This is a genomic window from Thermosynechococcus sp. PKX82 (genome assembly GCF_031583255.1).
In the GTDB taxonomy this organism is placed as follows: Bacteria; Cyanobacteriota; Cyanobacteriia; order Thermosynechococcales; family Thermosynechococcaceae; genus Thermosynechococcus.
In genome coordinates this window covers 2603478-2619233 of the sequence record NZ_CP134169.1, presented here as the reverse complement: position 1 = coordinate 2619233, position 15756 = coordinate 2603478, and the positions used below count along the sequence as shown (strand labels likewise).

Sequence of the window (15756 nt, the reverse complement as noted above, 5' to 3'; positions counted from 1 at the left end):
CTGTGGAGGGGGATTTTTTTACGGGAAGTATTTACCGCGGGTGGTGACCATTACCGCGTCGCGATCGCGAATCAACGCCTTGGCTGCACGCTCAACGCGATAGCCAAAGAAGAGGGGGCGAATCTCCTCGGGCGCTTCCACCTGAGCGACAAGATTCAAAAATCGCTCCACCTCTGATTCGGTGATGTTACTTTTCACTTCCCCGAGTACCAAGATTGGTCGCCCTGCCACCTGACCCCGAATCACTAAATCAAATTCATACTCCCCATTGCGCAGGGGGAGGGTGTCGCGGTCACAGAACTCAATTTCCATGCCCCAGCGATATTCCAGAATCTCGGGCACCACCTCAAGGGCGAGGTCTTCCAGCGACCCACCCAAGGCTTCACTAAGGCCGCCCACTTGGCGTGCGAGTTGTTTCACTGCTCTCTCGGTGCGCTCTTGGGCTGCCGCCAGTTGATCCACTCGTTCTTCGGTGCGCTTCTGAGCTGCCGCCAGTTCTTCGAGCCGTTCTTCCGTCCGCTTCTGCGCTTGAGCGAGTTCTGCAACGGTAACGGTCAGTTGATCCACCCGTTCTTCCGTCCGCTTCTGAGCTGCCGCGAGTTCTTCGAGCCGTTCTTCCGTGCGCTTCTGGGCTTGCGCCAGATCCGCGACAATCGCCTTTAGTTCGTTAAAGTCTTTGGCCTTCACCAAGTCGTCATAGGCCTCGCGAATTACTTCCGCCAGTAGGTGCGCCTGTTCTGGTGAGAATGCCGTCCGTAGCTTTTCTTCAAGTGCAGAGGTCATTGTCAGTGTTGATTAGCCATATTCCCATTCTAGGGAAAGTACTTGCCGCGGGTGGTGACCATTACCGCGTTGCGATCGCGAATCAACGCCTTGGCTGCACGCTCAACGCGATAGCCAAAAAAGAGGGGACGAACCTCCTCGGGCGCTGCCACCTGAGCCACTAGATTCAAAAACCGCTCCACCTCTGATTCGGTGATGTTGCTTTTTACTTCCCCGAGTACCAAGATTGGTCGCCCTGCCACCTGACCCCGAATCACTAAATCAAATTCATACTCCCCATTGCGCAGGGGGAGGGTGTCGCGGTCACAGAACTCAATTTCCATGCCCCAGCGATATTCCAGAATCTCTGGCACCACCTCAAGGGCAAGGTCTTCCAGCGACCCACCCAAGGCTTCACTGAGTCCACCCACTTGGCGTGCGAGTTGTTTCACTGCTCTCTCGGTGCGCTCTTGGGCTGCCGCCAGTTGATCCACTCGTTCCTCTGTTCGTTTCTGAGCTGCCGCCAGTTCTTCGAGCCGTTCTTCTGTCCGTTTTTGAGCTTGTGCGAGTTCTTCAACTCGTTCTTCGGTGCGCTTCTGAGCTGCCGCCAGTTCTTCTACCCGTTCTTCCGTCCGCTTCTGCGCTTGAGCGAGTTCTGCAACAGTGACAGTCAGTTGATCCACCCGTTCTTCCGTGCGCTTCTGGGCTTGAGCCAGATCCGCGACAATCGCCTTTAGTTCGTTGAAGTCTTTGGCCTTCACCAAGTCGTCATAGGCCTCGCGAATTACTTCCGCCAGTAGGTGCGCTTGTTCTGGCGAGAACGCTGCCCGTAGTTTTTCTTCGAGTGCAGAGGTCATTGCTAGTGCTGATTAGCCATATTCCCATTCTAGGGAAAGTACTTGCCGCGGGTGGTGACCATTACCGCGTCGCGATCGCGAATCAACGCTTTAGCTGCACGCTCAAGGCGATAGCCAAAAAAGAGGGGACGAATCTCCTCGGGCGCTGCCACTTGAGCCACTAGATTCAAAAACCGCTCCACCTCTGATTCGGTGATGTTACTTTTCACTTCCCCGAGTACCAAGATTGGTCGCCCTGCCACCTGACCCCGAATCACTAAATCAAATTCATACTCCCCATTGCGCAGGGGGAGGGTGTCGCGGTCACAGAACTCAATTTCCATGCCCCAGCGATATTCCAGAATCTCGGGCACCACCTCAAGGGCGAGGTCTTCCAGCGACCCACCCAAGGCTTCACTAAGGCCGCCCACTTGGCGTGCGAGTTGTTTCACTGCTCTCTCGGTGCGCTCTTGGGCTGCCGCCAGTTGATCCACTCGTTCCTCTGTTCGTTTCTGAGCTGCCGCCAGTTCTTCGAGCCGTTCTTCCGTCCGCTTCTGGGCTGCCGCGAGTTCTTCAACTCGTTCCTCTGTTCGTTTCTGAGCTGCCGCCAGTTCTTCTACCCGTTCTTCCGTCCGTTTCTGGGCTGCCGCGAGTTCTTCTACCCGTTCTTCCGTGCGCTTCTGGGCTTGCGCCAGATCCGCGACAATCGCCTTTAGTTCGTTGAAGTCTTTGGCCTTCACCAAGTCGTCATAGGCCTCACGGATCACTTCCGCCAGTAGGTGCGCCTGTTCTGGCGAGAACGCTGCCCGTAGTTTTTCTTCGAGTGCAAAGGTCATTGCTAGTGTTGATTAGCCATATTCCCATCCTAGGGAAAGTACTTGCCGCGGGTGGTGACCATTACCGCGTTGCGATCGCGAATCAACGCTTTAGCTGCACGCTCAACGCGATACCCAAAGAAGAGGGGGCGAACCTCCTCGGGCGCTGCCACCTGAGCGACAAGATTTAAAAATCGCTCCACCTCTGATTCAGTGATGTTACTTTTCACTTCCCCGAGTACCAAGATTGGTCGCCCTGCCACCTGACCCCGAATCACTAAATCAAATTCATACTCCCCATTGCGCAGGGGGAGGGTGTCGCGGTCACAGAACTCAATTTCCATGCCCCAGCGATATTCCAGAATCTCGGGCACCACCTCAAGGGCAAGGTCTTCCAGCGACCCACCCAAGGCTTCACTAAGGCCGCCCACTTGGCGTGCGAGTTGTTTCACTGCTCTCTCGGTGCGCTCTTGGGCTGCCGCCAGTTGATCCACTCGTTCTTCAGTGCGCTTCTGGGCTTGTGCCAGTTCTGCAACAGTGAGAGTCAGTTGATCCACCCGTTCTTCCGTCCGCTTCTGGGCTTGAGCCAGTTCTGCAACAGTGAGAGTCAGTTGATCCACCCGTTCTTCCGTGCGCTTCTGGGCTTGCGCCAGATCCGCGACAATCGCCTTTAGTTCGTTAAAGTCTTTGGCCTTCACCAAGTCGTCATAGGCCTCGCGAATTACTTCCGCCAGTAGGTGCGCCTGTTCTGGCGAGAACGCTGTCCGTAGTTTTTCTTCGAGTGCAGAGGTCATTGGTAACAGTCGCAAAAAAGCAGAGGCATCGTCATTTTTTAGAAAAGGGGTGTAGTCTACTATCCTTTGTGAAGGTCATTAACTTTTCTGAAGTTTTCTTTCATTTTTTCGCCGATACCGCTTAGTATAATCAACACACCAGTATTCTGAAGCACATCTCTCACTTTAAGGAGAGGAAAACATCTCAATTGGTTTTATTGTCAAATATCGCTGGTTGCTGCCGGAGTAGGACGAAACTTCGGTGGGGGTAGCAGCTCGGAGGCTAAATATGATGACATCAGATCGCGGTTTTAGTGGCGGGGGAACACCACAGTTTACAGAAACGCTTCAGCCAGAACGATTACTCCAGCAACTCAGCACTTCAGGAGGCACAGGTTGCTTCAGGGTGAGCGTTCAAGGGCAGCAGTGGTTTCTCTACTTTGATCAGGGAAGTATTGTCTATGCTACCCACACGATTGAACCGGGCGATCGCTTTGAGCGCCATTTGCGGCAACTGAGCTGGGACGTCTCCGCCTTGGATCGCGAGTTACGTGTCCAAGTCCGACAGCAATGGGAACAGGCCAACACCCCCACCCCGATCTATGAATATGAGAGTCTGCGCTGGTTGCTTACTCAAGACATCATTACCCCAGAGCACTTTAGCCGTCTAGTCGAGGGGCTAATCGTTGAAGTCCTAGAGTCGTTTTTATATCTCAAGAGCGGTCACCATCAACTTGTGCCCTATGTTGAAGTGCCAATTGTCAGCCGCTTTGACGCCACCCGACTGATTCAGCAGTGCAAATCCCGAATTCAGCAGTGGCTCAGCCTTGGCCACAAAATTGTCTCGCCTTTTCAGCGCCCCTACTTCTTTAGTGGTGCGCAACTCAATTTAACCCCAGAGCAGCAGCAACGCTTGGGGTCGATGTTGCGGGGGTTTAGCTTCCGCCACTTGGCCGTGCTCATGAACCAAAATGAAATTGCCTTGGTGCGTAGCCTCTTACCCTTGATTGATAAAGGAGCCGTAGTCGTTCGTGAGCCGCAACATCCCTTTGATTTGCTGCCCAGTTTTGATGCCAGTTTGTGGCAGGAAACCACGCCTACCGTTACAGAGGAGAGTGGCGATTTGGGCAGTGGCTTTTTTACCTCAAAAGTGCCAAACCGTACCTATCGGATCATCTGCATTGACGATAGTCCGACCATGCTCAATGAAATTAAGCGGTTTTTGGCGGATGATGCCTTTGAAGTCATTGCCCTCAATGATTCTGTAAAAGCCCTGATGGAGGTGATGCGCCTCAATCCAGATCTGATCCTGCTGGACGTGGGGATGCCCAACATTGATGGTTATAAGTTTTGTAAAGTCATTCGCAACCATGAACGCTTTAAGTCAGTGCCGATCATTATGGTCACGGGTAACACGGGTCTCGTTGACCGCGCTAAAGCCCGCCTCGTGGGAGCGACGGACTATATGACCAAGCCCTTTACCCAAGCGGAACTCTTAAAAATGGTGTTTCAGTACTTGACGTAGTACAGGCAACCTGTGGGCAGTATATTGACAGTAATCGATTATTTGAATTGACATTTGGGAGATGACATGACGACGGTTTTAGTGGTGGAAGATACCCCCTCGGAAATGGCACTGATTACCTCGCTTCTTCAGGAATCGGGCTATACCGTCATTGCAGCCACCGATGCCAAGGAGGCTCTAGAAAAAGTCACGCAGTACAAGCCCGATGTGGTGGTGACGGATGTGGTGATGCCAGGGATGAGCGGATTTGAACTTTGCCGCAGTCTCAAGAAAAATCCGGAAACAGAAAAGCTCCCCATTGTTGTCTGCACGTCGAAAAACCAAGAGCTAGACCGCCTTTGGGCAATGAAGCAGGGGGCAGATGCCTATGTCACGAAGCCCTTCAGCCGTGAGGATCTCCTGCGGGCACTGAAGTCGGTGGTGGTGTAGCGATGCTTGGGGCAGCACCTTGGTTGAATCATGGTGAAGGGCGGGGCGATTCCCCAAAGAGTACGCTACGCGATCGCCCCCAAGGGGCGCCCTATTTGCGTTTGGTTATCCACGACCAATTAACGGCATTGCTGCCGATGACTGAGATTCAGCAGGTGTTGGTGATCCCACCGCAACAGCTCACGGTGATTCCTAATATGGCCGCAGTGGTGATGGGACTGCTGAACTTTCGTAACCGCATTGTTTGGGTGCTGGATTTAGCCCACTTGCTCAACTTGGAGCCACTGGATGCGGATATTTCGGTGTTGACGATCGCGCTGCTGCACACCCCCAAGGGATACCTAGGATTGGCGCTCAAGGAGGTACGGGGGATCGTCCGTCTTGCTGAGGGAGCCATTCAATCGCCTGTGGGTACAGTGAGTGCGGCGCTGGTTCCCTACCTCAAAGGCTGTTGTCGCTTAGGAGAGGAGTTGTTCTTTATCCTTGATGGGGCAGCGATCGCCGAAAGGTCTTGCTCAAGTGTTCTTGCTGTTGATGTCGGATAGCCCTGCTGTTAATGCTGTTAGGATGTGCCAACAATGACCACTGCCAAACCCTCCCTTGATATTCCCCCTCTACCACCGTCGGTATTGAACTACCAACTCCCTCCCCTAGAGGAGAAAAAAGCAACCACCAACGGCAAATCCCCTGAACAACCCTTGCCGCCTCCTTCGCCACGGCGCAGGGGTTGGGGTCTTCGTCCAAAATTCATTACCCATGCTGTTGTCTTGGCTACACTGCCCATGGTGGGGGTGGGCTTCGTGGCCAATCAACTGGTACGGCAACAGTTCATAGAGCAGGTTATCTCACTCGAACAACAGGAGGTAGGGGATGCCGCAAGGGCGCTGAATGAGTATCTGCAAGACCGGCAAGGGGATGCACGGCTTATCAGTCTGTTCTTAAACAGGCACTATACTGCAGAACTTCAGCAGCGGAATCGCCGCAAGCTGGAAGGGGTTTTGAATGAGTTTGTTGAGAACTCTGCTCGTTTCGACAGTGCCGCCATCATTGCCAACGATGGCCAAGGGACTGTCATTGCCCAATCTGCAGCAGGCAACCAGCTAGCCAACAACATTCTCCAAAATCACGAGTACTTTAAGCTGGCAATCCAAACTCGGGGCTTGGTTTTAACGCTTGAGCCTACGCTGTCGCTGCCTGCCCCTAGCCGTCCTTTCGGGCTGTTTCTGGCAATGCCCCTGATCAATCCCCAAAACCAGCAAATCACGGCAGTGCTGCGGTTACGGGTACCCAAAAGTAGCCTTAAAGAGGCCTTGCGAGACTATCAGCATAACCAATATGAAAATTTTTACCTGATAGGGTCGCAGGGAAAAATCGTGGCTGCCTCTATCCCAGAGTTGCAGCGCCGACCCTTGGCGGAAGTCTTTCCCCAACTCAGTCAACAGTGGGAAACCAACCTCGCAGTGGGCACGCTGGTTGAACAACGCCGCTCTGATGGCAAGTTTCAGTTTGCTAGCTACGCCCGTGCTAACCACCCGTTTACCGCGGTTGTCCTAGATACGGATCGCGATTATGCGCTCAGACCGCTGCGAAACCTCACTTGGACCCTCCTGTTAGGGGTGGGGGTCACGGCCATTGTGGTGGCAGCAATTGCCATCTATGCCAGCGATCGCGAGATTCAACCCCTGCTGCGAGCCACCAAGGCGGTGACGAAAATTGGTGAAGGGGATCTCCAAACCCGTCTGCCTGTGGAGGGGGATGATGAACTGGCAACCCTCAACCGCACGATTAACCAGATGGCTGAACGGCTAGAACAGTCCCTCACTGAAGCCCAACAGGCGGCTCGGCGGGCACAACAATTGCGCGATAGTATTTTCCATTTAACCCAGCAGAGCGATCGCCAGCAAATTCTCGATAATCTGGTCAATGAGGGGCGCCATCTTTTGGGGTGCGATCGCGTGATCTTCTATGAATTTGATGAGAACTATGTCGGCAAAGTCGTTGCCGAGTCTGTAGCCGTCGGCTGGCCCCAAGCCCTCGAACAGGTGATTGACGATCCCTGCTTCCGTCAAAATTGGGTTGATGCCTACACCAAAGGGCGCGTGCAAGCCACGGCAGACATTCTCAATGCGGGTCTGACAGACTGCCACCTCAAACAACTTGCTCCGTTGAAGGTGCGAGCCAACTTAGTCGTTCCCGTGTTGGTGGAGAAAAAATTGGTCGCGCTTTTAATTGCCCACCAGTGCAGTGAGCCGCGCCAATGGCAGCAGCCCGAAATTGATGCTTTCCTCCAGTTGGCCAACCAAGCCGGACTGGTGCTTGAGCGCAGCAAATTCCTTGAGCAGACCACCGCTGCCCAAAAAGAGGCCGAACGCCTTGCCCAAGAGCAACAGCAGCGTACGGAACGCATTCAAATGCAGTTGATTAACCTGCTCACCGAAGTCGAGGCAGCCTCCCAAGGGGATCTGACGGTACGGGCCGACATCACCGCCGATGAAATTGGTACCGTTGCCGACATCTTCAACTCCCTCATTGAGAGTCTGCGGGATGTGGTGGTGCAAGTGAAAGCGACCACGGAAAAAGTGAACACCGCCCTCTTGGCGGATGAGACAGCCATGACTGAGCTGGCGGAAGAATCGCTGCGGCAAGCCAAGAAAGTAAATCGGATGCTAGATGCCGTTGAAGCCATGGCCAGCTCGATTGAATCCGTGGCCAACAGTGCCAACGAGGCGGCAGCAGTGGCGCGCAAAGCCTCAGAGCGAGCGGTCATCAGTGGTGAAACGATGGATGCCACCGTTGATAGCATTCTCTACCTGCGGGAAACCGTGGCCGAAACCGCCAAAAAGGTGAAACGCTTGGGCGAATCCTCGCAACAGATTTCCAAGGTGATTTCGCTGATTAACCAAATTGCCCTACAAACCAACCTCTTGGCCATCAATGCCAGTATTGAGGCGGCTCGTGCCGGTGAAGAAGGCCGCGGCTTTGCTGTGGTTGCCGAAGAGGTGGGTGAACTGGCGGCGCGATCGGCAGCGGCAACTCGCGAAATTGAGCACATCGTAGAAACAATTCAGCAGGAAACCCATGAGGTGGTGAGTGCCATGGAAACAGGTACGGCTCAGGTGGTTGAAGGCACCCGCCTTGTGGAGGTAACCAAGCAGAATCTCCAAGAAATTGTGCAGGTGTCGCAGCACATTGACGAGTTGGTGCAGTCCATTTCCCAAGCTACTGTCTCCCAAGCCCGCACCGCCAATACGGTGAACACGTTGATGCGCGATTTTGCCAAGGTCTCAGAGGGGATGTCGGCCACATCCAAAGAGATTTCTGAGTCGCTGCAAGCCACCGTGGACATGGCCCAAGAACTCCAAAACTCCGTCAACATCTTTAAGGTGACTGCTGAGGGATAACCATGCCCGAACCCGGCGTTGAGGAAACGATTCGTCTCCAGTTCCTCGAGGAGGCTCAGGACTACCTGCAAACGATTGAAGCAGGGATACTGGAACTCTCCCACCAGCCGGGGATGATTGATGCTGTACTGCGGGCGGCTCACTCCATTAAAGGGGGGGCAGCGATGATGGGCTTTATGTCCCTCAGTGAACTGGCGCATCGCCTTGAGGATTTCTTCAAGGTCTTGAAATCGCGCCCCTGCGACGATGTCGAGGTGCAACACCTCCTGCTCAAAGCAGTGGATCAACTGCAAGCAGTTATTACCCTCCATCGCCAAGGCGTGAACCCCAATGAGGGCTGGTGGCGCACCCAAGTCGAGCCACTTTTGAATGAGTTGCACGGACGCTTGGGCGATCCCACGGCGGAGGATGATTTGACGCTCCTCAGTGGCGATGATGGCCAGCAGATGCGGGTGGTTCTCTTTGAAACCGAGGTGGAAGCCTGCCTACAACGCTTGGAAACTGTTCTGGACACCCCCGGCCAACCCTGCCTCAGAGAGGAGCTGGCGATCGCCGCCCAAGAACTGGAAGGCCTCGGACAAATGCTCGAACTGCCTCAATTTGCTGAGTTTTGTGCCTCCGTCAGTGCCTATCTGGAGCAACCCAACTGTGATGTCAGCGCAGCGGCTGCCCACATTGTGCAGCAATGGCGACGCTGTCAAGCCCTTGTGATCACTGGTCAACTTGACGCTCTGCCCACGCGCTTGGAAATCCCGGAAACCGATGACGAAGAGGAGGACGAGGATCAAACCATTATTGATTTACCGCTGGCCAACCTCAATCAAGAATTAGGGGTCGAGGACTTTGCCAGTGCTGAAGTGGAGACCTTCTCCTTAGGTGATTTATTGTCCCCCCCACCCACCCCTACAGCAGCCCCTTCCCCTGCGCCAGAGGCTGAGACCACCCCAGTAACTCCCCAGCCCCAAGAACCCAAGGAAATGACCGTGCGGGTGCCGGGGCATCAGTTGGATCAACTGAGTGATTTGATCGGGGAATTGCTCATTGAGTGTAATGGTCTGGATTTACAACGGGAACGCCTCCATGATCTGCTAGTGGGTCTCAAGCAAAAAGTGCGTGCCCTTGAGCGTGCCAACTTTCGTCTGCGCACAGAGTATGACCGTGTCAGTGCCCCCCATCACTTTAATCCCCAAAATCAGCATGGCTTCGATGTTCTCGAGTTCGATCGCTATACCGATGTGCATCTGCTCTCCCAAGAGGTGATGGAAACCATTGTCCAAGTGCAGGAAATCACCAGCGATTTGGAATTGAGCCTAGAGGACACCGAACGCACTGGCCGTGATCTCAACCGCACCGCCAAGCAACTTCAAGCTCGGTTTACCCAAGTGCGGATGCGCCCCTTTGCGGATCTGGCCAACCGCTATCCTCGCCTAATCCGCGAATTGAGTCGCGAGCATGGTAAAAATGTCAACTTAGAGATTGAGGGCAGCCACGTTCTCATTGACCGCACGGTGTTGAGTGTGTTGGCAGATCCCCTCTTGCACCTTGTCCGCAATGCCTTTGATCACGGAATAGAACCCGCAGAGGAACGCCAAGCCCTTGGTAAGCCCACAGCGGGAACCATTACCCTAAAGGCGGCCTATCGCGGCAACCAAACCGTTATTACTGTGGCGGATGATGGCCGAGGCCTAAATCCAGAGAAAATTCGGCAAACGGCACGGCGATTGGGCTTAGCCCGCGACTGGTTGGAAACCGCGAGCGATCGCGACCTTTGGCAACTGATTTTTGAGCCGGGCTTTTCAACGGCCTCACAGGTGACCAGCCTCTCCGGGCGCGGTGTTGGCATGGATGTAGTGCGCACCAATCTGCGGCAAATTCGTGGGGACATCCAGATCCACAGTACCCCCGGCCAAGGCACGCGATTTATAATTACAATTCCCTACACCCTCTCAGTGGTACGGGTGCTCTTGGTGGAGGCCGCTGGCATGCTCTTGGCGGTACCCACCGAAGAAATCGAGGAAATGGTGCTGGCCGATCGCTACCCGCCCATCGAAACCCTTGGCTCAACCCTAATTGACTGGGAAGGCTATCTCATTCCTGTAATTGACCTCACCCAGATTTTCCACTTTCAGCGCCCCTATCGTCCCGTGGAAATGGAGGGCGCACCGACGATTAACGAACCAACCCTGATGATTGTCAGTCAAGGGGATAGTGCCCTTGCCCTGCGGGTCGATCGCTATTGGAGCGAGCAGGAAGTCACCATTCGCCAAGTCGAAGGTGAATTAGCCCTACCCAAGGGTTTTAGTGGCTGCACGATTTTAGGGAATGGCCGCATTGTCCCCCTACTCGATCCCCTTGCCCTCTTTAATTGGGCAGAACAAGAGAGTTCTCATGCCCCTGTGGCTAGCCCCGTTGCCCCTAGCCAAGACACCGTCCTTGTGGTTGATGATTCAGTAAACGTGCGGCGTTTTCTCGCCAGTACCCTCGAAAAAGCCGGCTATCGGGTTGAGCAGGCCAAAGATGGTCAGGAAGCCATTGATAAACTCCAAGGGGGGCTACACGTCAACGCTGTTATCTGCGACATTGAAATGCCCCGCCTCGATGGCTTTGGTGTCCTCACTCAAATTCGCCGCATTCCCCAGTGCCAAAACACCCCCGTCATGATGCTCACCTCCCGCACCGGTCAAAAACATCGCCAACTGGCAGAACGTCTAGGGGCAGCTGCCTACTTTAGCAAACCCTTCCGCGAAAGTGACCTCTTGGCCACCCTTGATCAGTTGATCCGCCATGCTTAAAAGCCGCCGTCGCCGCCAAAGCCAACCCGTTGTTTTAGAGCAGTTCCTGACCTTTATCGTGCGTCAAGAGCAGTTTGCCGTGCCCATGGCACAGGCCTATCGGGTCATTCCTTTACCGCCTATTCATGGCGATCCCCACCAGCGGGGGATTGGCCTTGTCACCTATGAAAATCACGAAATTCTAGTCATTGATATTGGCCGCTGTCTCTTTGATGATCCCCTCTCAACCTCAGAAACCCAGAAGCTAAAATTTTTGCTCATTCTCCAGCCCCGCTTAGCAGGGGAATGGCTTGGCCTGCCCCTCATAGACCCCCCCGTGATTGAGCGCATTCCACGGGATGCCATTCATCCTATTCCCACTAACTATCTCCACTGGGGGAGTATTCACAACGTCAGTTCCCTCATGGTCAGTAGTCAAGAAGATCAGGAGCTACCCCCGATCTTTATCGTTGATATTGAGCAGGTACTGCACACCCTAAAAACGCGATAACCTGCCTGCATTCCTAGATGGAGGCGCACCAGCCATGAGTACACTGTATGAAACCGACTTTTATAGCTATTCCAATAGAGAATGAGATATCATCCAGCACAATACTTGCGAATCACCTCATCAATCGAACAGTTTGACCCTGCATGCCTCCGCGGGTTATCCAACAACTACAAGGGCTGTATTGCAGAAAGCTCTACCCAAATGAGATGCTAACTTCATCCCAACGGCCTGATAGTGCGATTGCCTTCAGTTCATCAATAGACTTAAATTTTCTACCCTGTTTAATTTCTTGAATAATTTTTTCAGCTTCTTTAAGCTCTAACCTCGGAACACTCTTGGCAAGATTCTTAGCGCTTTTATAGGAGTTGATGCGCACAGATTTTTGTTTTTGTGGATTGGGATTAGTCTTTGTCTCTTTAGAGATATCCTGCTGCAATTCACTAAATTTTCTTTTCAGATCATCCAATTCTTGGAAAATTTTTTCTAGAAAATTTACAATAACCTTATTTTGGTCATTTAAGCTCTTCTGTAACTCAGAAAATAATTTCATAGCTGATTGGGAATCTTGATCAACTAAGTTACTTCTCTCTGATTTTTGTGAATAAGAGCCATCATCTTTAGAATTTATTTGCAAGATAGATTTGCATCTTTCTTGGAAGGTTAGAACTTCTTCATCTTCAAGCTCAATTCTTGATGCCCATAATTGATGGATACCCAATTCACGGGCAAATTCAACTATCTCCTTGCCGAAGACCACTTCATACGCTGTCTCACCTTCTGGTGTAGTGACTGGACGAATAATGAGGGGGATGAGGTTGGTTTTATATTTGTCTAAGTCTTCACGGATCAGTTGTGGTGAAGCAGAGAATAAGTCTTTGGGATAGGTCTCTGGGATTGTCAGATAATCAATATGAATCTGACCCTGATGTGTCTGATGTAAGCCGAGGTGCTTCGAGATGCGATTGGAGTGACTCATACTCTATGATGCCTGAGTAAAAAGATAGCGAGCTAAATTTTCAAATGAAGTCGTTAAATCATCAATCGATTCTTTATCTGATCGATTTAATTCTTCATAAAATTTTCTACTAAATATCGGTTGCTGAGACTCTGTGGCTCGCAACATCACAACTCGGTGTGCAATCCATGTTGATTCGGGTAGAATTTGCACGGTCTGTCTTCCATTGGCTGCTTTTTCAAGAATATTCGACAACTTCTCTTTCATCTCATAGTTAGCTGCCGATGTTGTACGATTATACATACTCACAGCGATTCCAAGGGGTCGAGGCGGAGTTTCCATGGCATCCCTCATGGCCTCAAGGCGGGCTAGAACGTACTCTATTGCCCGTATAGGGTAGGGAGCAAATTGCGTCGGTATGAGTACCCCATCAGATGCCATCAAAGCAATGGCATTGACTTTACCAAAGGCGGGTGGTGGATCAATCAGCACAATGTCATAGCCATGATTTTTGAGTTTTCGTTGTAATACCCGATCAATATCAATCGTGCTGATGAGTGCGGGTTCCTTGTCAGCTAGGCGAATGTGGGCGGGAACAATGTCAAGGTGTAGGTTGCCCCAAGCTCTTTGATAGACCACATCTTCTAGGCCAACCTTTGGCTCTAGCAATAGGTCAGCAATATCCTTCTTGCCTTGCTCTTCTACATCTTTGAGGGGGTTAATGCCGACGCCAATGGTTAAGTTGGACTGTGGGTCAATATCAATCAAGAGAACTCGCTTACCCATCGTGGCAAAGGCAGCACCAAGATTGAGGGTTAGCGTTGTTTTGCCAACGCCCCCCTTGTGATTAAAGACGGTAATGATCATGGGTGACTCCTGAGGAGCAGTTGAGGAGATAGAAAAACTCTTTGCAAGTGCCTTTTCAAAATAATGATAGACTTTGAGCCTTTGCTGGGTTAAGGCAGTCACTAGAGCAGCGGCTGCAGAGCGGTGTAAAATTTTAGTCAGTTTCTGAATGGTTTGTTTATCGAGGATCCCTGAAGCACATGTCACCGGTTGAAGTGGTTCTCTAAGGGGATTTTGATACAAAAGGTGGTATTCTCGGCCATTGGTGAGTAACCCAAAAACAGCCTGCGCTGCTTCCATGTAGTACCTCAATTGCTGGCCACCCGTCAGCCGGGACTGCACTGGGGTTTTCACCTCAATGATCAGATAGTTCAGGGGGCGATCGCCCGCCATCGGTAAGGTCACCAAAAAATCAGGGTAGCCCTTTCCAATTCGAGGTTTGGCTTGATACTCAGAAGACTGATAGCCCCACTGCTTGAGTAACGGTAGGATAATTTTCTGTTCCGTATTTGCTTCATTGCCCATGGGAAGCCGCTATGCAGGGAGCGCGCTCAGAGGCACATCCAACAAAATTATCCTTGACAACAATAAGCAATTCAATTTGTTAACAAATCTTTATAATGTAATCTAAATATGACAAGTGCATGGTGATTCTCCCTTAAGCCAAGCGTGCCAGCCAGTCTGGCATTTCCCACTCCAGTATATTTTTGGGGGTTTGAAGCATGATTTCTTCATACTCTGGATTGAATTGATAGTCGCCTGCGATCAACTGCTGAGCATCGTGACTGAGTAGCTCTTCAAAGGAATTAGCAAGAACTTCATAGCTAGAGTTTTCGTCACAAACCTCGATCACCTGCCCGATCGTCCCTGTAGTCGCGGGGTCAAGGTCAATGTATCGCAGAATGTTACCATTCATACAAGTAATTGGAATCCAGTGGGGATAATAAATCAACGGTTTCACCGCCCCTTTGATAAAAATAACTTGGGAAGCCACCCGACTCTTCCAAAAGGAAATGCTAAAGAAATCAGGGTCTTGGCAACTGCGGCCAATGTCTTGATCGAGTTCGTATTGCTGCCAAAGACACTCAAAACTCTGAAAACTGGTACAGAAGAGAATCGCATCCCCTTTATGTACGCCACATTTCAGAAAAGAGCTGTTGCACAATAGCAATAGATGCTTGAGGTGAAGCAGATGCCCTCTCTACGTTATCTCGATGCTTTGGAGTATGCCGCTGTTCTGCATCGTGAACAAACGCGCAAGGGATCAAATGTGCCCTATATTTCCCACTTAGTCGCAGTATCAATGATCGCCCTTGAGTATGGTGCCGATGAGGATGTGGCGATCGCCAGCTTGCTCCATGATGCTGTTGAAGATCAAGGGGGACTGCTGACCCTAGAGGCTATTCGTGAGCGTTATGGCGATCGCGTTGCTGCAATTGTCCGCGCCTGTTCTGATTCAGTGGCCAATACCCTAGAAGGAGATGCAAAATTGCCTTGGGCAACTCGCAAACTAGCCTATATCAAACACATCCAACAGGGCACCACTGCCGATCGCGACACTCAACTGGTCTCCGCCAGTGATAAATTGCACAACCTACTGTGCATTCTTAGAGACTATGGCAACATTGGTGGTGATGTTTGGGCACGTTTTCGGGCGGGTCGAGAGGGGGTTCTTTGGTACTACCGCGAGTTGATTGCTGCCTTTGAGGGTGCTCATCTTATTCCTCTAGGCCTGTTAGAGCAGTTGCAACACACCTACCAAGAACTGACCCGTGCCGTTGTGAGTCGGGAGGGCTTTGTGCTGCCGTCTAGTTATGTGCCTATGGTATAGGCCAAGGGTGGTGCTTCCCTAGAGTCTCCGCAGGAGTAGTATCATGAAAGCAATTTCAAGCCCACTGGCGTCACCAAGTTAGGAGCATCAATCAATGGATGGCTTTTGGGAAAATGTCCTGCGCTACCAACGGTATTTTGTTACGGTTCTATTGGGCGTAGTGTGGAATGTCGTTGAGCCATTGGTGCCTCTTTTGAAGCGTCCGCTGAGCGCGATCGCCCTTATTGGCCTCATGGTGGGACTCCTCACATTTGTGGCATTGACGTTACGCGCAATGTTGGGTTTAACCGCTGCATAAGGT

Annotated in this window: 15 protein-coding genes; 8 read left to right on the top strand and 7 right to left on the bottom strand. The window is 51.9% G+C overall.

All coding sequences use genetic code 11. The features are described 5' to 3' along the window. Positions 1 to 18 precede the first annotated feature (18 nt). Genes RHH53_RS12945 through RHH53_RS12930 form a run of 4 tightly spaced genes read right to left on the bottom strand, consistent with a single transcriptional unit; the run spans position 19 to position 3207 of the window. Entirely contained in the window at positions 19 to 783 is a 765-nt protein-coding gene (locus RHH53_RS12945; RefSeq protein WP_310743881.1) for a hypothetical protein, read from the bottom strand. 29 nt (positions 784 to 812) lie between these two features. Continuing rightward, the gene (locus tag RHH53_RS12940; RefSeq protein WP_310438653.1) at positions 813 to 1619 is read right to left on the bottom strand and encodes a hypothetical protein; all 807 of its coding nucleotides are present in this window, start codon (positions 1617 to 1619) and stop codon (positions 813 to 815) included. A 29-nt stretch (positions 1620 to 1648) separates the two neighbouring features. Then, a complete protein-coding gene (locus tag RHH53_RS12935; protein WP_310438652.1) occupies positions 1649 to 2434 on the bottom strand; it encodes a hypothetical protein in 786 nt (261 codons plus the stop codon). Between the two features lie 29 nt (positions 2435 to 2463). Then, complete coding sequence (locus tag RHH53_RS12930) at positions 2464 to 3207, bottom strand: hypothetical protein (RefSeq protein ID WP_310438651.1); 744 nt, start codon at positions 3205 to 3207, stop codon at positions 2464 to 2466. A gap of 268 nt (positions 3208 to 3475) precedes the next feature. On the opposite strand from RHH53_RS12930, the gene RHH53_RS12925 reads away from it, so the two are divergent. The 6 genes from RHH53_RS12925 (at position 3476) to RHH53_RS12900 (ending at position 11823) form a co-directional block, all read left to right on the top strand. Beyond that, positions 3476 to 4711 (top strand): response regulator, encoded by a 1236-nt coding sequence (locus tag RHH53_RS12925; RefSeq protein ID WP_310438650.1) that lies wholly within the window; start codon positions 3476 to 3478, stop codon positions 4709 to 4711. A 66-nt stretch (positions 4712 to 4777) separates the two neighbouring features. After that, positions 4778 to 5140: a PleD family two-component system response regulator gene (locus RHH53_RS12920; RefSeq protein ID WP_206200491.1), complete on the top strand. Its 363-nt coding sequence runs from the start codon at positions 4778 to 4780 to the stop codon at positions 5138 to 5140. Positions 5141 to 5142: 2 nt separating this feature from the next. Beyond that, the gene (locus RHH53_RS12915) at positions 5143 to 5685 is read left to right on the top strand and encodes a chemotaxis protein CheW (protein ID WP_310438649.1); all 543 of its coding nucleotides are present in this window, start codon (positions 5143 to 5145) and stop codon (positions 5683 to 5685) included. Positions 5686 to 5718: 33 nt separating this feature from the next. Next, a complete protein-coding gene (locus tag RHH53_RS12910) occupies positions 5719 to 8541 on the top strand; it encodes a methyl-accepting chemotaxis protein (protein ID WP_310438648.1) in 2823 nt (940 codons plus the stop codon). A 2-nt stretch (positions 8542 to 8543) separates the two neighbouring features. Beyond that, positions 8544 to 11333, top strand: a complete 2790-nt coding sequence (locus RHH53_RS12905; protein ID WP_310438647.1) for a hybrid sensor histidine kinase/response regulator — start codon at positions 8544 to 8546, stop codon at positions 11331 to 11333. Further along, on the top strand, positions 11326 to 11823 hold the full coding sequence (locus tag RHH53_RS12900; protein ID WP_310438646.1) for a chemotaxis protein CheW: 498 nt from the start codon (positions 11326 to 11328) through the stop codon (positions 11821 to 11823). The genes RHH53_RS12905 and RHH53_RS12900 overlap by 8 nt, the downstream gene beginning before the upstream one ends. 193 nt (positions 11824 to 12016) lie before the next feature. Here RHH53_RS12900 and RHH53_RS12895 read toward each other — a convergent pair whose 3' ends face one another. The 3 genes from RHH53_RS12895 to RHH53_RS12885 form a co-directional block, all read right to left on the bottom strand. Further along, positions 12017 to 12799 carry a hypothetical protein gene (locus RHH53_RS12895; protein ID WP_302676865.1) on the bottom strand — a complete coding sequence of 261 codons (783 nt, stop codon included), beginning with the start codon at positions 12797 to 12799 and terminating at the stop codon, positions 12017 to 12019. 3 nt (positions 12800 to 12802) lie between these two features. After that, entirely contained in the window at positions 12803 to 14149 is a 1347-nt protein-coding gene (locus tag RHH53_RS12890) for an AAA family ATPase (RefSeq protein WP_302676864.1), read from the bottom strand. 133 nt (positions 14150 to 14282) lie between these two features. After that, positions 14283 to 14795, bottom strand: coding sequence for an SMI1/KNR4 family protein (locus tag RHH53_RS12885; protein ID WP_399375819.1), 513 nt, complete (start codon positions 14793 to 14795; stop codon positions 14283 to 14285). A 21-nt stretch (positions 14796 to 14816) separates the two neighbouring features. Between RHH53_RS12885 and RHH53_RS12880 the strand changes: the two genes are divergently transcribed. Both RHH53_RS12880 and RHH53_RS12875 read left to right on the top strand, forming a co-directional pair. Continuing rightward, on the top strand, positions 14817 to 15455 hold the full coding sequence (locus RHH53_RS12880; RefSeq protein ID WP_149821309.1) for an HD domain-containing protein: 639 nt from the start codon (positions 14817 to 14819) through the stop codon (positions 15453 to 15455). Positions 15456 to 15549: 94 nt separating this feature from the next. After that, positions 15550 to 15753, top strand: a complete 204-nt coding sequence (locus RHH53_RS12875) for a DUF751 family protein (protein WP_149821311.1) — start codon at positions 15550 to 15552, stop codon at positions 15751 to 15753. Positions 15754 to 15756 lie beyond the last annotated feature (3 nt).